Here is a 22,124-nt window from a genome sequence, read left to right on the forward strand (position 1 = left end):
TCCAACTAATTTCCATTCCATCTTTCTTTTACCTGTGATTCAAATGCTACAACTACATGCTTCAGTTTTACCCTCAAATCGAAGTCCAATGGATTTCCTTCCTCATCCAACTTCCCACGAATTCCTGAAATCAGGAGATTTGTTTCCTCCGTGAAATTGGCATTGAGCGTTTTCATGATTAACCTTAACTCTTCATTTCCCATCTTTCCATCAGCAGAAGCAGTAATTAGACAAGTCGGTTTTTCTGAAAAAACAGTGGTGGCGACACACCATTCTAATACATTTTTCAACACACTGGGAATACTAAAAATATATTCGGGACTACAAATCATAATTCCATCGGCCATCAAAATCCGATGACGAATTTCTATCACTGAAATGGGTGGATCCACTTGAGATTGCTCAGGATTAAAATGAGGTATTTGTGCTAATTGATCAAAGATTTCTACCTCAAAATCACTAGAAAACTTAGTCTCCATATATTGTAGTAATTTCAAATTAGAGGACTTGGAACTAGCACTCCCCACTATGGCAAAAATCTTTTTTTTCATATAACATTACGAATTAGGCTAGCAGTAACATTTGAAGGAATGAGAAAAAAATAGCTCTTGTTCATCATCAGACCAAGGCATCATGCAAAAGGGAATATGACCTCTTCTTCTTTTCTCCATCGAAAATATAGGTCGCCACCATTAATTCATCAATCCCCGTTTCTTCGATAAAATTTCCCAATTGCGTACGCAAGGTCTCAGGACTTCCATAAAAACTACAAGCCAGCATCTTATCTGCCATGGCTCTAATTTCAGGAATCTGGTAGGCTTCTGGCAATGGCCCTGGAGGCGCTAAGGGTACACGGCGGTTAGTAATGATACCCACAAACATGCGGATTAAACTACTGCGAAGGAAAGCAGCCTCCTCATCCGTGTCTGCTCCTACTACATTCACACAGGCCATCACATAAGGTTTATCTAATTGGGATGATGGGATAAAATGCTTGCGATAAATATCAATGGCTGACCGAAATTGAGCGGGAGCAAAATGGGCGGCAAAAGCATAAGGCAAGCCCATTTTAGCAGCCAAATAAGCGGAATCGGTACTAGATCCTAAAATCCAGATGGGCACATCAATACCTTCGGCTGGAAAGGCTCGTACTTGGGCCAAGCTATTTTCTTCACTGAAATACAATTGCAATTGCTCTACATCCTTGGGGAAATGGTAGGCGGTATCCATATTATCCCTCCTCAACACACGCGCGGTTTGTTGGTCCGTACCCGGAGCACGACCAAGTCCCAAATCTATCCGATTAGGGTACATGGATGCCAAGGTCCCAAACTGCTCGGCTATTACTAAAGGACTATGATTCGGCAACATGATACCGCCTGAACCTACTCGAATATGGGATGTTTTTCCTGCGACATGACCTATCAAAACGGAGGTGGCAGAACTGGCGATAAACTCCATGTTATGGTGTTCTGCCAACCAAATTCGTTGAAAACCCAAAGCCTCCGCATGCTGCGCTATTTCCACCGTTCTTTCAATGGCCGTAGCAGCTGTTCCTCCTTGTGGAATGGGGGCAAGTTCTAATACAGAAATGGGAATTACAGGCATTAATTTTCAATTATCTTCACATCAACTGGTAGATCCATAATTTTTTGAAAGTCTAAATAAATAGAGTCGTTTAACTTTTTATTTACATAAAAATCTTTTATCGAATTCTGTAATAATCCAATAACCGTATCTATTAATTCTTTTTTTGTAAATAATGCCCTAAAATCATCCTTCCTTTTAACTTCTTCTGTAAAATGTTTAGTAAGATTAAACATTATATCATCTATAACAGCTTTACCTTCAAAATTGTCTGGAGGAATTACTTCAAAACTTTCTATTTGATTAATTTCTTTTTCTCTGACATTTGCAAGTCGAGAAGTATATTCTAATCCAACCTCATTTTCTAAGTTTAAAATAATCCCTAAAGTATCAACTAATGAATGTGTATTATCAATTATATCATCAGAAATTAAAGCCAATAAATTTTCGGTAATTGTTTCAGAATTAATTGAAAATTTCAAAAGAGCATATACGTCTACAATTCGATTTGGAGTCAATGTAAGCCAATTTTGAGAGTCTGGATATCTCTCTATATATTGATTATGAGCTTCAAAAAATGTTTTATCCCAAGTTAAAAATATTGGTTGAGATGGATGAATTTCAACATCTTTATCTGCTAGAAACTTTAACATAATACTATCACATGTTTTTGCAAAATTTGTTTTATTCTTAAAGTATTTGATCATCACTTCCTCAAAAATATCACTCACCTCCTCAATATTATAATCTTTTACTAATTCTTGTTTCTTTATATTAATATTGGCCAAGCAATGGTGAATAATTGAATTAAATGAATCTTTAGTTAAGCTCTCTTTAAATCCAAATTTTTCTAAAAATTGAAGAAAGCTAATTTCTTCATCAACCAATTGAACACTTACTAAATAATTATAAAAGTTGTAAAATACGTTCCTTGAAGAACCTAAAGATGCAAAATTGGAAATATTGGTAAAAGGAATTAATCTAAAAGCATCTTTCACTTGATTCTGAATTTCCCAAATATATCTCTCTGAAATAAACAAACTCAATTTCTCCTTTATAGAGAACTCAATTAAATTTTTTACTGCTTTAAAATAAAAATTATTAAAGTCACAATTTGGCTTAAAAAAATAGCACAGCGCATATAAACCAACAGAAGTATCAATAAAAATCTTCTTTTTTTGACTCAAATAATTCTCTAATTGTTGATTATCAATTTTATCACTATAAATTATCGTAGCCGCTATTTTTTGAATAAACTTATTATTACTACAAAATTTCAATAATTCTAAAGATAAACATTTAGCAGTTTCTGTGTCTCTAACAAATTTGGCTTCTATGAATCTTATAAATGATTTAGAGATTAATGAAGTATGAAAATCTATTTCATTTGTTAATATTTCAGACAAATCACTAAAATTATCAACATATAACTGTTTCAATTGCTCAATGTATTCTTCCAAATATTCATTTTGACCAAATTTTTCAAGGATGAGATTTATCTGATTAATAAATATTTTTTTTTCATATTCAAACAATTGATTCTTTGCCTTTAAAGACTCTCTTTCATCTACTGTCAAGGAGTAATTATTATCCTCTTTATTTTTCACAATTTTCTTTTCAGTAGAAAATCGACTTAAAAGTTTATCGTAGAAAACTTCATTTTCTGAAACATTAAATTTCTCTTCACAACAACTTATAATTTCAGCTTTTGTGACAATCTCGTTCAAATAAAAATGTTGTAAAACAAATGAATCAATTATTTGAGTTTTAAATTCTGTTGGCTTACCGAATGAAAGTAAATCATAGAACAAATTATTATCGAATTTTGAATTGTTTATTTGAATTTTATCTAACCCGCTAAATTGAACTAATAGACTTTGAATTTGTGGATAATTATCTGATTCTTCAGCTAACCGATTCGCATCAATTATAGTCAAACTAATATTATATTTCTGTAATGCTATATGTTGAAATTCTCTGATTTTTTTGTTGGTCAATTTTTTTGAATAAAAAAACACCAAAATATCTTTATAGCCGTAATCCCTGCAATTAATTTGTGCTTTTTCCAAATCAGCAAAAAGCTTAGATTCAAAACTCTTTGATTCATTAACTGTAGAGGATTTTTGAGTAGTTAATTGATATTGTATTTGCTGTTCACCGAAATCAAACACTTTTAAATCTATTCCAATATCATCTTTACCATCTGTTATGACTATTTTTTCAAACCCATATTCGAATCGAAGATATGTTTTAACTATTTTGTCAAATTCTTTTTTTTCTAAACTTTCTAGTAAAAGAATTAATTGATTAGTTGCTGACATAGTTTAGTAATTAAATTGAAAATAAAAGATTAACATAACAAAAAAATAAAACCTTAAATATTAGAAAATTATTAGTCATTTAACTATTGATTTTAATCATAAAAGTGACTTTATCTTTTATGAAAATTTATAATTTCACTTGCTTGCTATAATACTGATCATCTACTTTTCCATCAAGGTCAAAATCCTCCACTCCCCAATACTCAATTTGATTTTTCTTGATTTTGAATTTAAACTTATAGGTGATCCGCTTGGGAATGGTATCTTGGATGATTAAGGTATCTTGAACAATTCTCCAGGTTCCAGCAGGGTCATAGGTCGTCTTTCCCTGGAGGTTTCGATGCAATGAATGGTATCGCCCATCCGCTGAATAGGTGGTTTGAATATTTTTAGCTTTCATTTTTGCCTCCCAATCCTTTCCATAGACCTCGATCTTTTGCGTACTATCTGAATTTTTATAGCTAGGCATGCTGATTCTCAAATGCGCTATTTCCCAAGTACCTACGATTGCTCGGTTAGCCTGTTGACTACAAGAAAACTGAAGTAGACTTATACAGAAAATTATTCCAAAATATAGGCCTGAGACTATTTTCATCCTGTATTGTTTAAACTATGCCGACAAAATCGCTACCGTCAGTCGACTCACGCAAATTAAGTCGCCCTGCTCATTGTGAATCTTGATATCATAGACATGCATGGTTCTACCAATCCGAATAGGGCTACAAGTCCCGATCACCCAACCTTCACGCACCGCTTTGAGGTGATTGGCATTAATTTCTACACCCACGGCTTTCATCGTAGCAGGATCTTTGGCCACTAACATGGTCGCGATACTTCCCATGGTCTCGGCTAAAACCACGGATGCGCCACCGTGCAATAGCCCAAAGGGTTGTTTGGTGCGATGATCTACTGGCATACGTGCTGTGAAATACTCTGGGTGAATCTCTAAAAATTCGATTCCCAGATGCTCGATCATATTGCCTGTACTAAAGCTGTTTAGTTGTTCTATCGTGATGGATGTATTAAACATATATTTCGTATTTTTGTGCCTAAAATTCGCAATAATTTACTAATTCCAACCTCAATTCGCCTTTTTTATGCACCCTATTAAAGACATTTACCTGATTCGCCACGGAGAAACTGATTATAACAGAATGGGGGTGGTGCAAGGAAGCGGCATAGATGCCCATTTGAATGAGTTGGGACGTCAACAGGCTCAGGCGTTTTTTGATCATTATGAAGATTTGTACCTTGATAAAATATATACTTCGGCATTGATCCGTACTCACCAGTCGGTGGATGGATTTATTAAAAAGGGAATTGCTTGGGAACAGCACCCGGGATTGAACGAAATCTCCTGGGGAAATAAGGAGGGGAAGTCGCCCAACACGGATGACGACCTTTACTATAAAAATTTAACCAGAACTTGGCGAGAAGGTAACATTGATGTACCTTCGGAAGAGGGTGAGAGCCCTGTGCAGGTTTTGGAAAGACAAAAGCCAGTGGTTGATTTAATCCTTTCACGTCCCCAAGAGCAGGCTATTTTAATTGCCATGCATGGTCGTGCTATGCGGGTTTTATTAACACATTTGTTTGAACAACCTCTACACAAAATGGATGATTTTGCCCACAGCAATCTCTGTTTATACCATTTACAATACTCTTACCCTGACCGTGTATTTAAACTGGTGAAAGGACCCTTGACCGAACACCTGAAGCACTTACCTGATTCCATGTAATTATGAAGAGACGGAAGCTTTATTGGGTTTTACAATTTTCAGGCTGGTTTGCCTGGACGCTCAATGAGGCTTTATTGTACACCATGCAATATGGTTGGAGGTGGGCATGGCTCTATGCATTTGTGGGAAATATTTCATTGGCCGTTTTATTGACGCACCAATACAAACAAATTACTCAAAAATACCAATGGCAAAATTATCCTCTTTTTAAATTATTGAGGACAAATCTTCAAGCCCTCTTGGTCATGGCTTCCATTTTGTTGGCTTTTAATTTACCCTTGGACTTCGCCTTACTGCAAGAAAATTATGAGGTAAAATTAAACACCTTCATCATCTTGCAATACCTGTTCAATTTCATGAAACCCTTGGCTATTTGGCAGTTGATTTTTTTCTTCTTTCAATATTCTCAGAGGAAATTGGAAATTGAAAGGCAAAACGATCAATTGGAGCGAACCATTCAGGAAACGGAAGGGAAGATTTTACGCGCTCAAATGAACCCCCACTTTGTGTTCAATGCCTTGAATAGTATTCGGGCATTAATTACCGAAGATCCGAGTAAAGCAAAAAAAGGGATTAATCAATTATCGAAATTGCTTCGGAGTTCTTTACTGACCGAAAGAAAAAAAACGATTCCACTGTCTGAGGAAATAGAAACCATTCTCGATTACTTATCCTTAGAAAAAATCCGTTACGAAGATCGTTTGTACTGGGAGGTTCAAATCCCGAAAGAACATCTAAAAGCAGAAGTACCTCCCATGATTTTGCAGACCTTGGTAGAAAATGCCATCAAACATGGAATCTCACATTCGGTCAAAGGGGGCACCATCCAAATTCAGGCACATAAGGTAGGGAATTTGTTGCATGCCTATGTCATTAACCCAGGTACCATTAAAACCAAAGAAAGTGAAACGGGAGTTGGTATGAAAAATTCCATAGCACGTTTGAAGATATTGTTTGGAGAGACCGCTCAACTAAGGCTTAAACCTTTCGACAAAAATCAAGTGATTGCCGAATTAATAATCCCTTATCTTGTGCCTTAATTCCTGTGTTTTTACAAAATAAACCCTATTATGAACGCTATTATTATCGACGATGAACGTTTAGCTAGAAACGAACTAAAACGATTATTAGAAAATTTTCCACATATCCAGGTCATTGGAGAAGCGGCAAATACCGATGAGGCTGGGGCCTTAATTGAAGAATTACACCCTGACGTAGTTTTCTTGGATATCCAAATGCCTGGCAAAACAGGTTTTGAGTGGCTAGAAGAATGGGATGGATATTTACCTGAAGTGATTTTCACCACGGCATTTGATGAATATGCCTTAAAGGCTTTTGAAGTCAATGCACTTGATTACGTATTAAAGCCCATTGAACTTTCGCGCTTAAGTGAAAGTATTCAGAAATTAGAAAAACAATTAGCCAATAAAACCAAATCTCATCCTGAACAAGTTTCTATTTCTCCCCAACATTATTTGAGTGCACAGGATCAAATATTTGTAAAAGATGGAGAAAAGTGCTGGTTTGTTCGCTTGGATAAAGTTCGTTTATGCGAATCCATGGGCAATTATGTGCGCTTATTTTTTGATGATCAAAAACCATTGGTATTGAAATCCTTAAATGCCTTGGAAGACCGCTTAGATCCTAAGGTTTTTTTCCGAGCAAATAGAAAACACATCATCAATCTCAATTTTATTGAAAAAATTGAGCCCTGGTTTTCTGGAGGTTTGCAAGTAACATTGCAAGGAAAAGGAGAGAAAATCGAGATTTCGAGAAGGCAATCTATTCGTTTCAAGGAATTACTCTCCCTCTAGTTTCTCTTCTTTTACGTTTTCTTCTTTCTTTTTTCGAGAAGGAACTTCTCCTAAAACATAACCATAAGCCTGTAAGGATGGCACATAGTCAAAGATCACTTTGACTATGGCTGTCAAAGGCAAAGCCAAGATCAAACCTGGAATTCCCCAGAGCATTTCCCCCAACAATAAGGCTAGCATAGCTACCATCGGATTAACACTTACTTTGGAACCGATCACTAATGGGGTTATAAAGTTAGCTTCAATAAACTGTACCGCCGCAACCCAAGCAATCACTGCAAAAGCGTGCGATGGGCTCAATACAATCAAACTCAAAACGATGGGACCACTAGCTCCCATCCAAATTCCGATATAAGGAATCAGCAATAATAAACCTGTGAGAATACCAAAAAAATAAGGATAGTCTACCCCAATCCACCAGAAACCTATGGTATTTAAAATGGAAACAATGAGCATCACCACCATTAAACCGACCAAATACCCTTGTACTACTTGACCTGTTTTACTCATGATCCCCTTCAAAACATGAGATTCTGTTTTAGGGAAAACCATTTCTAAAAATTGAGCAAAAAAGGTACGGTAATACAAGAAAAAGAAAACAAATATGGGAATCAGAATGATGGTGGTAATGGAATGTATAATGGTACCAAAGGTGGTAGTCAGAATAGCCCCAGAATTCTTCAAGAGGTTAATGGTCTGGTTACTAATTTCCACCATTTGTTTTTTCCTGGATATATTCAGATTTCTGGATAAAAAGCTCTGTAAACTAGAGATATACGATTCCGCTTTTTTGATAAAAATAGGCCAATCTGAAGCAAATTCAACCATTTGAACCGTCAAAATAGCCAATATTCCTGCTAATGCCGCAACAGTAATGATGAGGCAAATAGCAATGGAAACAGAACGAGGAAGCCCCTTGCGTTCTAACCAGGAGGCCAAAGGCAACAAAAGCATCGCTAATATTAAAGCCGCAGCTAAGAGGATCAATAAATCCTGCAAAAGGTATAATCCCAAAACCAATAAGGAAATGGAAATTAAAACAGAGGCTAAACGGACTATATAGGAAGATTCTTTCGCCATAAACCAAAGCTAATGATTAAATTTAGTCGAAAAAAATTAATAATTTGGTAATATAGCCCTCTCTATATTTGCAGCAAGTTTTAAGTTACTTCACTAATTTCATCTTATGAGCCAGGCAACAGCCAATTCGACAAAAATTCTTTTGGTAGATGATGATCCTGATATTTTAGAATTATTGGAATATAATTTAGCGAAAGAAGGATTTTTGTTAGCCAAAGCATCTGATGGGAAAGAAGCCATTGCGATTGCTCAGGACTTTAATCCACAATTAGTGATTTTGGATGTAATGATGCCAACCATGGATGGCATTGAGACGGCTCGTCGAATGAAATCCATGCCAGAATTAAAAGATGCCCTCATTTTATTTTTAACAGCCCGCGGAGAAGAATATACCGAAGTGGCGGCCTTTGATGCTGGAGCCCATGATTACATCATCAAACCCATTAAGCCAAGAGCTTTGGTGAGTAGAATCAAAGCTATGTTGAAGCGGGAAACCATAGAAGACAATCAAGATGTTATCGATATTGGTGGCTTACACATCAATCGTACGCAATATGCCGCTACATTTGATGGAAAGGCTTTGGTATTACCTAAGAAAGAATTTGAATTACTGTCTTTCTTAGCCAAAAACCCCAACAAAGTCTTTAACCGAGATGAGTTATTGGAGAAAGTATGGGGTTCTGATGTCTATGTGGTGGAAAGAACAATCGACGTACATATCCGTAAATTGAGGGAGAAAATTCCTGAATATTACATCAAAACATTAAAAGGTGTTGGTTATTTATTTTCGATTGAAAAGAATTAATTCTAGCACAATTCCATCATTTATAGGTAAATTGCGCCCTCAATGAGGGGTTCTAATATAATTCTAGCACTATTTTTTTTGATCCATTCCTTGGCGGCACAAAGCCCTAAGCGGGAATTGCGTGGAGTTTGGGTTGCTACTGTACAAAATATCGATTGGCCTTCAGCCAGAAATTACAATAGTATTAAACAAAGAGAGGAGTTTATTGACCTGATTGATTCACACCATCAAACAGGCATGAATGCCATTTTTGTACAGGTTCGCTGTGCCGCCGATGCGCTTTATGCCAAAAGTACAGAACCATGGTCTGCTTATCTATCAGGTTTTCAAGGCCAAGCACCTAGTCCATATTATGATCCCATGGAATTCATGATTGAACAAAGTCATGAACGAGGTATGGAATTCCATGCTTGGTTAAATTTGAATCGGGCAACCATGTCTTCTAAAACCATTTTAAGTTCGGATCATTTGGCTCGTCGCCATCCGGAATGGTTATTTTCCTACCATGGTCAATTGATCTTAAACTTTGGGATACCTCAAGTTCGCCATTATATAGCCGAATTGGTCAAAAATTTAGTCAAAAATTACGATGTTGATGGCATACATTTTGATGATTACTTTTATCCCTACCCTGTTAAAGGAGCTAGTATTCCTGATGAAAAAACCTACCAACAATATAAATTCCCAGAGGAAAGCTTGGCAGATTGGAGAAGAAGAAATGTCAATATGCTCATTCAGGAAATTGCCGAAACAGTGAAGTCGACCAAGCCTAAGGTAAAGTTTGGTATTAGTCCTTTTGGTATTTGGAGGCATCAGAGTATTGATCAAGAAGACGGATCTCCTACTCGCGCAGGTTTACAATCATACGATGATTTATTTGCCGATACAGAATTGTGGATTAGAAAAGGTTGGGTAGATTATTTGGCCCCACAATTATATTGGGGAACGACCCACAAGGTAGCACCTTATAAAGCCTTAGCCACTTGGTGGAACGATCATAGTTTTGATCGGCCAATTTATATCGGACATGCGGCTTACCATTTGAGTGATTTATGGGCGCCGAGTGAGTTGGCTAAACAATTGAGCATATCCCGAGGTTTACCTAAAGTTCAAGGAGCCATCTATTTCAGTTCCCGTCAGGTTAGTCAAAATACCAAAGGCTGGAGGGATAGTTTACGTACGAAGCACTTTGAGCATATTGCTTTGGTTCCACCAATGTTATGGTTAGATAGCATTGCCCCCACGGCACCCCACCAAGTGAGTTTAACAAAGCAAAAAGACCAGTGGATTTTACGTTGGAAAGAAGGGGAACCTAGTTTAGACAATGACCCTCCTCGCTATTACTTGGTTTATCGAATTCAAAAAGATGAAATTGAGCCTTTGGACAAAGCTGAAAACATGATTTATAAAGGTTCTGACAAACAAATAATAATTGATTCAAAATGGATCAAACCGGGTACAGGATTTGTTGTAACAGCTTTGGACCGATTACATAATGAATCTGTTCCGGGGACTATTCAATGGATAGTGCCCAATGTAGTAGAATAAATTGATGAATATGAAATTCTTGCATTTATCTGTTAAAGAAATTACGGAAGAAACAAATGATACCAAAACGATACATTTTTGGCATCCGATCCATGAGGCATTAAGCTATCATTCAGGACAGTTTTTAACGGTTATTCCTGAAATTGATGGAAAAAAAGTACGTCGTAGTTATTCTTTATCTTCCTCGCCCTTGATTGATCATTCTCCTGCGATTACGGTGAAGCGCATTGGGGGGGGAGCTGTTTCTAATTTTTTGTGTGATCAAATCAAGGTAGGAGATAGTTTAGAGGTGATAGAGCCCATGGGCAACTTTTACATAGAACCAGAGGCAAATGCTAGCAAAACTTATGTTTTCATGGGAGCAGGGTCGGGTATTACGCCTTTGATTTCCATGATTAAAACCATACTTAAAGGAGAGCCACAGTCGAAGGTGTATTTAATTTATGGTTCTAGACATGAAGATCAAATTATTTTCAAGAAAGTATTGGATGAATTGGAGCAGGCTTATTCAGGTAGATTTCATGTATTACATGTCATCAGCAAACCTGCGGCCAATTGGCCTGGGTTAAAAGGAAGGATCAATAAAGCTTCTACAGTATATTATTTGAAACAAGAATTTGGTTTAAATATCCCTTCTGCGCATTATTACCTATGTGGTCCTTCAGGCATGATGGATGAAATTCAGGAAGCTTTATGGATGTTTGATGTTCCAGTATTACATATTCACCGAGAATTATTTCATAGCAATCCACAGGCGGAAGATGTAACGGAAGATGATGGTAGTTTAAAAGAACAGGAAATCACCATTATTTACGAAGGTAAAGAACACCAAATCACGGTAAAACCCAATGAGACTATTTTAGAAGCTGCCTTATCTGCCGATGTGGATATGCCCTATTCTTGTCAGGCGGGTATGTGTACCGCTTGTATGGGCCTTTGCAAAAGTGGAAAAGTGATGATGGATGAGGAAGACGGATTGACCGACAATGAAATCAAAAAAGGATATGTGCTTACCTGCGTAGCACACCCTTTATCTAGCGGTGTCGTGATTGATTTAGATTAGTATATCAATTTCTTGATTCAATAAAAAAATCGTTTATTCGTTAACCTTGACAGCGTTTGAAACGCTGTCAAGGTTTAAAATTCGACTAAAAATCTCTTGGATCCCAAGCTACTCGGGTATTGTCGAAAAGTTGGCTCAACTGTTTCAAATCATCTGTTGAAATATGAAAGTCAAACACATCCATATTCTCTTGAATTCTAGCACGTTTGACAGATTTAGGAATGGTTATAGCACCTAACTCGATGTTCCACCGAACGAGTAATTGATACGTGCTTTTTCCATAATGAGTCGCTATTTCATTCAAAACCAAATCGTCTTTTTTCCAACCTCGAACTAAGGGAGCATAGCCTTCTACTTGAATATCATGTTCCTGATTAAATGCCAATTCCTCAGGCATAAAACAAAATGGACTTAATTCAAACTGATTAACGGCAGGACAAGTATTGGCATACAGAAATAATTCTTCTAGGTGTTTTTTGTAATAGTTTGATACGCCAATGGAACGACATAATTTCTGTTCATACAGCGATTCCAAGGCTTTCCAAGTTTCTTTCCTAGCTGTGTCTTTGGGCCAATGAATTAAATAAAGATCTAGATATTCTACACCCAAATCATTCAACGTTTTATCAAATGCGCGTAATGTAGAATCAAAACCCATGTCATCCATCCACACTTTACTGGTGACAAACAAATCCTTTCTGGTCACACCTGATGCTACTATTCCCTGTCCTACTTCCTGTTCATTGCCATAAATCGCTGCTGAGTCAATCAACCGAATACCTAAATCCAAGGCATCCAATACCGATTGTTTCACTTCGTTTTGTTGCTTGGGCGCATATAAACCTAGGCCTAATTGCGGCATTGAAATGCCATTGTTCAATGTTACAAAGGGTATGCTCATGATCGTATTTTCTTGGTAATCTTCTAGATTTTTCTTGCTTATCTCCTAGATTTGTCAACTTTTAAAAAGTTGACAAATCTGTTGACAAATCTAAAGAAAAAATCAAATCAACATATTATGCTATTTATCAAGCATTTGATTTCTTCTTATCAATAAACCTATTTTTTCATCTGCAAAAGCCAAATACCTTACGTATTTTTGTGAAAAATTAATCGCATGAGTAAAACAATCAGCATAGCTGCGCCTAAAAGAAATTTCCTTCCTTCTGATTTTCAACTGAGCACTTGGGAAAGTGTGTTACCTTTTTTTGAAAAACTAAGCTCCTTGAGCATTCAAAACCTGGCAGAATTACAACAATTTTGCATCAGTCGATCCGAATTAGAAAGTTATTTATCTGAAAACTTTGCCTGGCGATATATCAAAATGTCTTGCGACAATCAACATGAGGAACTTCAAAAAAGTTACCAACAGTTTGTGAATGACATTATGCCCAATGCATCTATTTACGAAGATGCTTGGAACAAAAAAGTCGTTGAGTCTGGCTATGCCGATCAATTACCGTCACATGGTTATGGTATCATGCTTCGTGGGATGAAAAAGGCGATTGAAATATTTCGCGAAGAAAATATTCCACTTTATACGGAGCTATCCAATTTATCCACCGAATATGGCGCATTAACTGGCGGATTGATGGTGGAAATAGATGGCCAAGAAAAAACGCTTCAGCAGGCCAATGCCTATTTGGAGTCAACCGAGCGAAATAAAAGACAAGAGGTTTATTTACTTGTAGCAAATAAACGATTGAGTATTAAGCAGGAATTAAATGAGCTTTTCAACAAATTAATTGAGAGAAGACATCAAGTGGCTCAAAACGCTGGATTTGATAATTTTAGAGATTATTCTTTCGCCAGCTTGGGCCGCTTTGACTATACCGCTGCCGATTGTTTTGAGTTTCATGAAGCCGTAGCTCAAACGGTAGTACCCATGGTCAACCAACAAGCTACCAAAAGAAAGGAGGTTCTTCAAGTAGATGCCTTAAAGCCTTGGGATAAAGCTGTGGACCCTTGGGGAAGAAAACCTTTGGTACCATTCAGTACTGCCGATGACTTATTAACAAAAACCATCCAAGTTTTTGATGAATTAGACCCATTCTTAGGTAATTGCCTGAAAGAAATGGTGAAGCTAAATCGCTTTGATTTGGATTCTCGAAAAGGTAAAAACCCTGGTGGATATAATTATCCTTTAGAAGAAAGTGGCTTCCCATTTATCTTCATGAATGCTGCGGGACAAGTTCGTGATATGGTTACCTTATTGCACGAAGGCGGGCATGCCGTACATTCCATTGTAACCAAAGATTTAGCTTTAAATGCTTTTAGAAATGTTCCTTCAGAAGTGGCCGAATTGGCCTCAATGAGCATGGAACTACTTACCATTGATCATTGGGATATTTATTTCCCAAATCCAGAAGAAGCTAAAAGAGCCAAAATTAAGCACCTAGAAGATATTTTAGAAACCCTACCTTGGGTAGCCACAATTGATGCTTTTCAACACTGGATTTATGAAAACCCAGCTCATAGTCAAGCTGAACGAGATGCAAAATGGTTAGAAATCATAGCACGTTTTTCCGATAATATCACTGATTGGTCGGATTTGCAGGAGGTTAAAACCAATATTTGGCAAAAGCAATTGCATTTATTTGAAGTACCATTTTACTACATTGAATATGCCATAGCTCAATTAGGCGCTTTAGCTGTTTGGAGAAATTATTGCCGCCAACCCAAACAAGCTTTAGAGCAATACTTACAAGCATTAGAGTTAGGTTATACCGAACCTATGAAAACGATTTATGCAGCCGCAGGTATTGAATTTAATTTTAGTAAAGCCTACATTGCTGAATTAATGAACTTTTTAGCTGAAAAAATTAAAAATTTAGAAGAAAGCTAAGCTGCATATTTAAAGAAATTTTTTTTGTACCAATTTTGGACTTATTTTTGCATTCGGATTTATTACACAACTATATGAAATTGAAAAGTTTATTGCCTGCCCTTCTTGTTGTAGCTCTAGCTAGCTCATGCGATTACCAAAAAAACAATCGAATTAAACAAAAAGATGTTCGTCAAGGCGATACTTATGTATACGGTGTTCATCCAGACAGTGCAGCAGCACAAACCAAGCAAACTTATACCGCAAAACCAGAATTGGAAGTTAAAGCCAACGAGCTTCGTGCTAAATTATACAGTGCAAAAAAATAGGAGAGTTTTACTCCCTGTTCTTCTTTATTTTGGCCTCCGCATTTCGGGGGCTTTTTTTATTTATCCATGAAATAATCCCGAATAAAATCTAGCTGGTAGATCAAGGCCGTATAGATCCCAGCCCACAAAAGGGCCGAGATGGCCATAAAAAACAAAATTCGGGGTAATGGCACTTTAAAAGATAAGGCCAGTAAACTTCCTCCAATGGGTGTTAAAAACAAGGGTGTGCAGGCTGCAATCCCTTTGATACCAAATTTTGTCCAAATCTTAACAGCTAATCGAGCACGTTTACTGAATACCAAGGGTTTTTGATTTCGCCATGTAGCAATATACTTGACCAACCATTGACCAAGGCTAATCATGAAACTGACTGTAATCATCATGCCTAACCAGGTGAAAAGTATTGTTTCCATCCAACTTAGACCCAAACTAAAACCCGTAATGGGCCCAGCTATGAACTTAATAGCAGTGGCGGCCATTACAGCCGAATAAAAAGACCAATCCATCATTAATTCATTTTATATTGACGCACACCTTTATCCAAAAACTCCACAAAATGATCAACATTGGCATCAAAAGCTACAGGAGTCACCATAGGCTCACCCTCTTTACGGGGATCCAATAGGACATAATGAGGCTGTGCATTGGAATTAAATCGACTAATTTGAAAATCTAAATTTTGGTCTCCCAGCGTTTTTTTCTCTTGTCCGTCTACTTTGGAAACATACCATTGATCAGATGGCAACTCCGTTTTATCATCGCAATACAAAGCTACAATCACGTATTCTTCTTGCAAGCGTTTTAAGACTTTGGGGTCAGACCAGACATATTCCTCCATTTTCCGACAGTTAACACATCCGTGACCTGTAAAATCAATGAACAAAGGTTTTCCTACTTGTACAGCATAAGCTTTAGCTTCTTGATAATCAAAAAAGCCTGTTAGTCCCAATGGCAACTCTAAAAAATCACCATATTTAACGACTCCTGTAGAACCGGGTTTAACCGTAACTTCTCCTGAATTTCCTTTAAAATCTTGACTACTCAATGGTGGTAACCAGCCCGACAAGCCTTTCAATGGTGCGCCAAACATGCCTGGAATCAAGTACACCACAAAGGCCAAGATAGCCGTAGCAAATAAGGTTCTCGGGATTGACAGTTTCCCACTAGGCCCATCATGTGGTAGAGAAATCTTACCAAATAAATACAAGGTCAAAGCACCAAAAATAGCAATCCAAATAGCTAAGAAAATCTCTCTATCTAATAAATGCCAGTGATACACCTGATCCGCTACACTTAAAAACTTAAAGGCTAAAGCTATTTCTAAGAAACCTAAAACCACCTTAACCTCATTCATCCAATTGCCCGACTTGGGTAATTTCTGCATGAATCCTGGGAAAATGGCAAATAAAGTAAAAGGGATAGCGAAGGCTAGAGAAAAGCCCAACATCCCAATAATAGGCTTCACAAAGGCCCCTTGTGACGCAGCAATCAAAATACTTCCTGCTAAAGGTCCTGTACATGAAAATGAAACTAAGACTAAAGTGAAGGCCATAAAAAACACGCCAATAATGCCGCCTTTATCCGACTTAGCATCCACAGAATTAACCATTCCAGATGGCAAAACGATTTCGAAAGCACCTAAAAAGGAGATTCCAAAAAAGATAAAAATACCAAAAAACAACAGGTTGGGGATCCAGTGGGTACTTAGGAAATTGGCAAAGCTAGCACCCGCAAAAAAGGCTAATAAAGTCCCAAAAAACACATAAATCAAAACGATGAAGGACCCATATAAAAAGGCTAAACCTTTACCTCCTTTCTGCTTGGTGAAAAAACTCACCGTCATGGGAATCAAGGGATAAACGCAGGGCGTTAATAAAGCCAAAAGACCTGCACCCATAGCAATCCAAAAAAATTGCCACAAGGATTCTGAAGGAGCAACAGGGCTTGCCGTGGCTTCAATACTTAGTTCAGGGTTTTTTTTTTTTGCTTCGTCTGTGATTACATCCGAGGCCGCGGCAGAACTTGCAATCACAAAGGGGCCTTTGACAGGCACACAAAGACCACTTTCATTGGAACATGCTTGAGAGTCATAAAGCCCTTCAATCTTCCAATTTTCAGCGGTTATTTTAATTTTTTGTCTAAACTCCCCCTTTTCAGTGAAATAGGTGTATGTTCCATTCCAAATCTCTTTGTCGAATTTGGAATGAGGATTAATCGCCTTTAAACCACCTAAAAGCTCAAATCCCACCGGATTTTTGATGGTCACTGTAGTAACAACTGGCCCTAAATCCTTATCAAAATCTGAAGAATACAAATACCACCCTTTTTCAATTTTTACTTGAAATACTATTTCAGCCTCTTGACCTACCGAGGGCTTAGCTGGTTCCAATGTCCAAGACCATTTAGCAGGCACCAACTTTTGTGCAAGCACCGGGCTAACCAAAAATAGAAACAAGCTTAAGATGAGTAATTTGTATTTCATGAGTTCAATATTTTCATAACCAAACGTTGTTTGGCATATAACTAGTTCGTGTGATTGAAATAATTTATAAAATTAAACAATTTAGTGGATATCTATGACAAATCTATTGAACTGAAAAGGCCGTCATTTGGTTTTTCTATTCGGATAAAAAAACGTAATTTTGTGCCCATTCTCACGTAAATACGAACAATATATTTCCATGGCTGCAAGCACATTCCCACAACAGCGCGATAACGAAATTTTTTCATTGATTAGTCAAGAAGCTCACCGTCAGGAATTCGGGATCGAGTTAATCGCATCTGAAAACTTCACGTCTCCTCAAGTAATGGAGGCTCAAGGTAGCGTTTTGACGAATAAATATGCGGAAGGACTTCCAGGGAAACGTTATTATGGTGGTTGTGAGGTAGTGGATGAAGTAGAAACTTTGGCCATTGAGCGTGCCAAAAAATTATTTGGAGCAGCTTGGGCTAACGTACAACCTCACTCGGGTGCACAAGCCAATGCAGCCGTATTTTTATCATTTCTAAACCCTGGCGACAAGATTTTAGGATTTGACTTATCTCATGGTGGTCACTTATCACATGGTTCTCCCGTTAACTTCTCTGGAAAGTACTTTCAGGCCTTTTTTTACGGAGTAGAAAAAGAAACTGGCTTAATTGATTGGGACAAAGTAGAAGCTACTGCTGCTAAAGAAAAGCCGAGATTAATCATTTGTGGTGCCTCAGCTTATTCTCGTGATTGGGATTACGTGCGCTTAAGAGCCATTGCTGACCAAGTTGGCGCCATTTTATTAGCTGATATTTCACATCCATCGGCTTTGATTGCCAAAGGTTTATTGAATAACCCGATGCAACATTGCCATATCGTTACTACTACCACCCACAAAACCTTGCGTGGACCACGTGGCGGTTTGATCATGATGGGAAATGATTTTGAAAACCCATTTGGTTTCAAAACTTTGAAAGGGGACCTTAAATCAATGTCGGCATGTTTAGACGGCGCTGTTTTCCCAGGAACTCAGGGTGGCCCATTGGAGCATGTTATTGCCGCTAAAGCCATTGCTTTTGGTGAAGCATTAACCCCTACTTTTGAGGCATATGCCAAGCAAGTGCAAAGCAATGCGCAAGCGATGGCTAAAGCCTTTTTAGCTAAAGGATATGATATTATTTCAGGTGGTACAGATAACCACTTGATGTTGATCGATTTACGTCCCAAAGGATTAACGGGTAAATTAGCCGAAAACACCTTGATCAAATCAGACATTACCATCAATAAAAATATGGTACCTTTTGATGACAAATCTCCATTTGTTACCTCGGGAATGCGTGTAGGTACAGCGGCCATGACAACGCGTGGTTTGAAAGAAACCGAAATGGAACAAATCGTAGATTTAGTAGATCGCGCTTTAATGAACCACGAAAATGAAGCCGTATTAGCTCAAGTGAAAACAGAAGTAAATCAGTGGATGAAGCAATTCCCACTTTATGTATAAAAAACAAACATGGCATTAGATCAGGATTGGGACGACGAGGACCAGGATGAAGATAAGGACGGCACTGAGATGTCGTTTATGGATCATTTAGAAGAATTAAGGTGGCATATCATTCGCTCCATAGCTTCTATTGTAATTTTCACTATCATGGCATGGATTTTCAGAAATGAGATCTTTGGTATCATCATCATGGGACCTACCAAAGTTGATTTCTATACCAATCAAGTACTTTGCCACCTAGCTGAATTAACAGGAATGACTAGCTTGTGCATGCAAGCCGCCGATTTCATTCTTCAAAGTAGGGAAGTGTCCGGACAGTTCATGATGGCATTGACTCAGTCGATCATCGTGGGTCTATTATTCGCTTTTCCTTACGCCTTTTATGAAATCTGGCGATTTATTCGTCCAGGTTTAAAAGAAAAAGAACAAAAAGCAGCCCGAGGAGCAGTATTCTGGGTATCCTTACTGTTTTTTATCGGGGTATCATTTGGCTATTTTGTCGTGGCACCCATGGCCATCAATTTCTTGGCGAATTTTAAATTAGACCCTAGCATCCAAAATCAATTTGATATTAACGATTACATCTCGTTATTGTCCATGTTGACCTTGGCTTGCGGCCTTACTTTCCAATTACCGATGATTGCTTTTGTGCTTTCTCAAGTAGGTATTTTAACACCTTCTTTCATGAGAGAATACAGAAAACATGCATTAGTCGTGATTTTGTTAGTTGCGGCTATCATCACCCCTTCCCCCGATGTGATTTCTCAATTACTAGTGGCCTTCCCTCTCTTTGGCCTCTATGAAATCAGTATCCTCGTTTCTGGAAGAGTATTGCGCAGAAAAATGAGAGAAGAAGCACTCGAATCGAATTCCTAATAGAATTCCTAATTAACAAACATGAATTACCTATCCGCGGAAAATATTTCTCGCAATTTGGGTGAAAGATGGGTCTTTAAAAACCTGTTCTTTGGCCTACAAAAAGGAGAGAAAGTATCCCTCATTGGAAAAAATGGTACGGGTAAAACGACCCTGATGGAAACCTTAATGGGTCTCCAAAGCCCTGATGAAGGTAAAGTAACCATACGCAAAGGCATACGCGTGGGTTACCTTCCTCAAAATCCCATTTTTCAGGAAAATGAAGAAGTTTTAAATTATCTTTTTTCCGACGATTTACCGAGTGCTCAGGCGATCAAAGCCTATGAAAAGGCTATGATTTCAGGTGATGCCATAGAACTTGAAGATTCTTTTGCGCTCATGGAAGCCCATAATGCCTGGGACTATGAGGCTAGAGCCAAACAAATCATAACTCGTCTTGGTATTCCCGACGGAGATCAAAAAGTAAACACGCTTTCTGGTGGGCAAAAAAAACGACTTTCTTTGGCCAAATTATTAATAGAAAGTCCAGATATCATGATTCTGGATGAGCCAACCAACCACCTGGATATAGAAACCATTGAATGGTTAGAAGGTATTCTTTCTGGACCCAATGTCACCGTCTTAGTGGTATCTCACGATCGATACTTCCTAGATAAAGTTTGCAATAAAATGCTAGAGCTAAGCAATGGCTCCATCTATACCTATGAAGGTAATTATGCCTATTTCCTTGAGAAAAAAGCAGAACGTGAAGCTTCAGAAGCAAGTACTATTTCCAAAGCCAAAAACTTGTACCGCAAGGAATTGGAATGGATGAGAAGACAACCCAAAGCTCGTGGCACTAAGGCTCAGTCGCGCATTGATGCTTTTGCTGAGACAGAAGAAGTGGCTCATCGCAAAACCGATGATAGCAAACTGGAATTAAATATTCAGATGTCGCGCTTGGGTAATAAAATCATTGAAATCAATCACCTGAAGAAAGCCTGGGGAGAGAAAAAGATTGTCAATGATTTTACCTATACCTTCAAGAAAAAAGATCGCATCGGTATCGTGGGGAAAAATGGTGCAGGTAAAACTACCTTCCTTCAACTATTAACGGGCTTAGAGCAACCTGATGCTGGTACAATTGATCCAGGTGAAACATTAGTAATTGGTTATTATACCCAAATACCATTTGAATTTAAGCCTGAACAGCGCGTTATTGATACCATTACCGAAATTGCCGAAGTGATTCCCTATGGAAAAAATGAGTCATTGACCCCTAGTCAGTTCTTAAGCAAGTTTTTGTTTCCAACTGCCCAGCAATATACCCCAGTAGAAAAACTATCGGGAGGTGAGAAAAAAAGGCTGCAATTGATGCAAGTATTAGTCAAGAATCCCAACTTCTTAATTCTAGATGAGCCTACCAATGATTTGGATTTAGATACCTTACAGTTATTAGAAGATTTCCTAAGTGAGTTCCAAGGTTGCTTATTATTGGTTTCTCACGACCGCTATTTCATGGATAATTTAGTCGATCAATTGATTTTAGTAGAGGGTGAAGGTGAGGTAAATTTCTTCAATGGTAATTATACAGACTATCGTATTGCCCTAGAAAATAAAGAAAAAGAACCTGCGGTAGAGAAAAAAAATCCTACTCCAGTAATCGAAAATAAACCTACTCCCAAAGGAGCAAAATTAAGTTTTAAAGAAGCGAAAGAATTGGAAGAACTAGAAAAGGACATGGCCGTGATGGAAGGTCAAAAAGAAGCGCTCATAGAACGACTTAGCAAAGGTTCCGATGATTTCCAAGACTTAACGGCTTGGGCAGCAGAAATTGAACGATTAAAAAACAGTTTGGAGGAAAAAGAATTGCGCTGGTTAGAGCTATCTGAGCGCGCTTAAATCATCACCTATGGACGAAGGACAAGTATCCAATGACCCTTTGCATGGCAAAACCTTAGCCTTCATCATGGAGCAATTGGTGGAACGTTATGGCTGGGAAGAACTAGCCAGAAGAATTCGCATTAACTGCTTTGCCATCAATCCAAGTATTAAATCTTCTTTAACTTTTTTGAGAAGAACTCCTTGGGCTCGACAAAAAGTAGAAAACCTGTACATTCGTACTAAATGGTAACAAATAACTACTACATGAAAACAAAAAAGGCTCCTTTCGGAGCCTTTTTTA

21 protein-coding genes are annotated in these 22,124 nt (G+C 37.8%); 12 read left to right on the forward strand and 9 right to left on the reverse strand.

What is annotated here, in order from left to right:
- Nucleotides 1-5: 5 nt before the first annotated feature.
- The 5 genes from U0R11_RS01925 to U0R11_RS01945 all read right to left on the reverse strand — a co-directional run bounded on the left by U0R11_RS01925 (nucleotide 6) and on the right by U0R11_RS01945 (nucleotide 4,938).
- On the reverse strand, nucleotides 6-551 hold the full coding sequence (locus U0R11_RS01925; RefSeq protein ID WP_406749546.1) for an NADPH-dependent FMN reductase: 546 nt from the start codon (nucleotides 549-551) through the stop codon (nucleotides 6-8).
- Nucleotides 552-618: 67 nt separating this feature from the next.
- On the reverse strand, nucleotides 619-1,608 hold the full coding sequence (locus U0R11_RS01930; protein WP_406749547.1) for an LLM class flavin-dependent oxidoreductase: 990 nt from the start codon (nucleotides 1,606-1,608) through the stop codon (nucleotides 619-621).
- On the reverse strand, nucleotides 1,608-3,908 hold the full coding sequence (locus tag U0R11_RS01935) for a hypothetical protein (RefSeq protein ID WP_406749548.1): 2,301 nt from the start codon (nucleotides 3,906-3,908) through the stop codon (nucleotides 1,608-1,610). The genes U0R11_RS01930 and U0R11_RS01935 overlap by 1 nt, the downstream gene beginning before the upstream one ends.
- Before the next feature lie 127 nt (nucleotides 3,909-4,035).
- Nucleotides 4,036-4,503 carry a hypothetical protein gene (locus U0R11_RS01940; RefSeq protein WP_406749549.1) on the reverse strand — a complete coding sequence of 156 codons (468 nt, stop codon included), beginning with the start codon at nucleotides 4,501-4,503 and terminating at the stop codon, nucleotides 4,036-4,038.
- Nucleotides 4,504-4,518: 15 nt separating this feature from the next.
- The gene (locus tag U0R11_RS01945; RefSeq protein ID WP_406749550.1) at nucleotides 4,519-4,938 is read right to left on the reverse strand and encodes a hotdog fold thioesterase; all 420 of its coding nucleotides are present in this window, start codon (nucleotides 4,936-4,938) and stop codon (nucleotides 4,519-4,521) included.
- Between the two features lie 67 nt (nucleotides 4,939-5,005).
- Here U0R11_RS01945 and U0R11_RS01950 point away from each other — a divergent pair, with 67 nt between their 5' ends.
- Genes U0R11_RS01950 through U0R11_RS01960 form a run of 3 tightly spaced genes read left to right on the forward strand, consistent with a single transcriptional unit; the run spans nucleotide 5,006 to nucleotide 7,461 of the window.
- Nucleotides 5,006-5,647 (forward strand): histidine phosphatase family protein, encoded by a 642-nt coding sequence (locus tag U0R11_RS01950; protein ID WP_166374964.1) that lies wholly within the window; start codon nucleotides 5,006-5,008, stop codon nucleotides 5,645-5,647.
- A 2-nt stretch (nucleotides 5,648-5,649) separates the two neighbouring features.
- On the forward strand, nucleotides 5,650-6,687 hold the full coding sequence (locus U0R11_RS01955) for a sensor histidine kinase (RefSeq protein WP_406749551.1): 1,038 nt from the start codon (nucleotides 5,650-5,652) through the stop codon (nucleotides 6,685-6,687).
- Nucleotides 6,688-6,717: 30 nt separating this feature from the next.
- Nucleotides 6,718-7,461 carry a LytR/AlgR family response regulator transcription factor gene (locus U0R11_RS01960; protein ID WP_166374966.1) on the forward strand — a complete coding sequence of 248 codons (744 nt, stop codon included), beginning with the start codon at nucleotides 6,718-6,720 and terminating at the stop codon, nucleotides 7,459-7,461.
- Here the strand turns inward: U0R11_RS01960 and U0R11_RS01965 are convergent.
- Complete coding sequence (locus U0R11_RS01965) at nucleotides 7,447-8,541, reverse strand: AI-2E family transporter (RefSeq protein ID WP_406749552.1); 1,095 nt, start codon at nucleotides 8,539-8,541, stop codon at nucleotides 7,447-7,449. The genes U0R11_RS01960 and U0R11_RS01965 overlap by 15 nt on opposite strands.
- A 106-nt stretch (nucleotides 8,542-8,647) precedes the next feature.
- Between U0R11_RS01965 and U0R11_RS01970 the strand changes: the two genes are divergently transcribed.
- The 3 genes from U0R11_RS01970 (at nucleotide 8,648) to U0R11_RS01980 (ending at nucleotide 11,957) form a co-directional block, all read left to right on the forward strand.
- Nucleotides 8,648-9,346 carry a response regulator transcription factor gene (locus U0R11_RS01970; RefSeq protein ID WP_166374968.1) on the forward strand — a complete coding sequence of 233 codons (699 nt, stop codon included), beginning with the start codon at nucleotides 8,648-8,650 and terminating at the stop codon, nucleotides 9,344-9,346.
- 78 nt (nucleotides 9,347-9,424) lie between these two features.
- Nucleotides 9,425-10,894, forward strand: a complete 1,470-nt coding sequence (locus tag U0R11_RS01975) for a glycoside hydrolase family 10 protein (RefSeq protein WP_406749553.1) — start codon at nucleotides 9,425-9,427, stop codon at nucleotides 10,892-10,894.
- 4 nt (nucleotides 10,895-10,898) lie between these two features.
- A complete protein-coding gene (locus tag U0R11_RS01980; RefSeq protein ID WP_406749554.1) occupies nucleotides 10,899-11,957 on the forward strand; it encodes a 2Fe-2S iron-sulfur cluster-binding protein in 1,059 nt (352 codons plus the stop codon).
- An 85-nt stretch (nucleotides 11,958-12,042) separates the two neighbouring features.
- On the opposite strand, the gene U0R11_RS01985 is transcribed toward U0R11_RS01980, so the two are convergent.
- Entirely contained in the window at nucleotides 12,043-12,858 is an 816-nt protein-coding gene (locus tag U0R11_RS01985; protein ID WP_406749555.1) for an aldo/keto reductase, read from the reverse strand.
- 216 nt (nucleotides 12,859-13,074) lie between these two features.
- Here U0R11_RS01985 and U0R11_RS01990 point away from each other — a divergent pair, with 216 nt between their 5' ends.
- Nucleotides 13,075-14,802, forward strand: a complete 1,728-nt coding sequence (locus U0R11_RS01990) for a M3 family oligoendopeptidase (protein ID WP_406749556.1) — start codon at nucleotides 13,075-13,077, stop codon at nucleotides 14,800-14,802.
- 74 nt (nucleotides 14,803-14,876) lie between these two features.
- Nucleotides 14,877-15,110 (forward strand): hypothetical protein, encoded by a 234-nt coding sequence (locus U0R11_RS01995; protein WP_109322027.1) that lies wholly within the window; start codon nucleotides 14,877-14,879, stop codon nucleotides 15,108-15,110.
- Nucleotides 15,111-15,166: 56 nt separating this feature from the next.
- Here the strand turns inward: U0R11_RS01995 and U0R11_RS02000 are convergent, their stop codons facing one another.
- Both U0R11_RS02000 and U0R11_RS02005 read right to left on the reverse strand, forming a co-directional pair.
- The gene (locus U0R11_RS02000) at nucleotides 15,167-15,619 is read right to left on the reverse strand and encodes a hypothetical protein (protein WP_406749557.1); all 453 of its coding nucleotides are present in this window, start codon (nucleotides 15,617-15,619) and stop codon (nucleotides 15,167-15,169) included.
- Complete coding sequence (locus U0R11_RS02005) at nucleotides 15,619-17,592, reverse strand: protein-disulfide reductase DsbD family protein (protein ID WP_406749558.1); 1,974 nt, start codon at nucleotides 17,590-17,592, stop codon at nucleotides 15,619-15,621. The genes U0R11_RS02000 and U0R11_RS02005 overlap by 1 nt, the downstream gene beginning before the upstream one ends.
- 199 nt (nucleotides 17,593-17,791) lie before the next feature.
- Between U0R11_RS02005 and U0R11_RS02010 the strand changes: the two genes are divergently transcribed.
- Genes U0R11_RS02010 through U0R11_RS02025 form a run of 4 tightly spaced genes read left to right on the forward strand, consistent with a single transcriptional unit; the run spans nucleotide 17,792 to nucleotide 22,073 of the window.
- A complete protein-coding gene (locus tag U0R11_RS02010) occupies nucleotides 17,792-19,084 on the forward strand; it encodes a serine hydroxymethyltransferase (protein WP_406749559.1) in 1,293 nt (430 codons plus the stop codon).
- Nucleotides 19,085-19,093: 9 nt separating this feature from the next.
- Nucleotides 19,094-19,960 (forward strand): twin-arginine translocase subunit TatC, encoded by an 867-nt coding sequence (gene tatC / locus U0R11_RS02015; protein ID WP_406749560.1) that lies wholly within the window; start codon nucleotides 19,094-19,096, stop codon nucleotides 19,958-19,960.
- A gap of 21 nt (nucleotides 19,961-19,981) precedes the next feature.
- Nucleotides 19,982-21,841, forward strand: coding sequence for an ABC-F family ATP-binding cassette domain-containing protein (locus U0R11_RS02020; RefSeq protein ID WP_406749561.1), 1,860 nt, complete (start codon nucleotides 19,982-19,984; stop codon nucleotides 21,839-21,841).
- Nucleotides 21,842-21,851: 10 nt separating this feature from the next.
- Complete coding sequence (locus U0R11_RS02025; RefSeq protein WP_166374978.1) at nucleotides 21,852-22,073, forward strand: VF530 family protein; 222 nt, start codon at nucleotides 21,852-21,854, stop codon at nucleotides 22,071-22,073.
- Nucleotides 22,074-22,124 lie beyond the last annotated feature (51 nt).

Origin of the sequence: Aquirufa salirivi, from assembly GCF_045310485.1 — a bacterium.
Lineage (GTDB): Bacteria > Bacteroidota > Bacteroidia > Cytophagales > Spirosomataceae > Aquirufa > Aquirufa salirivi.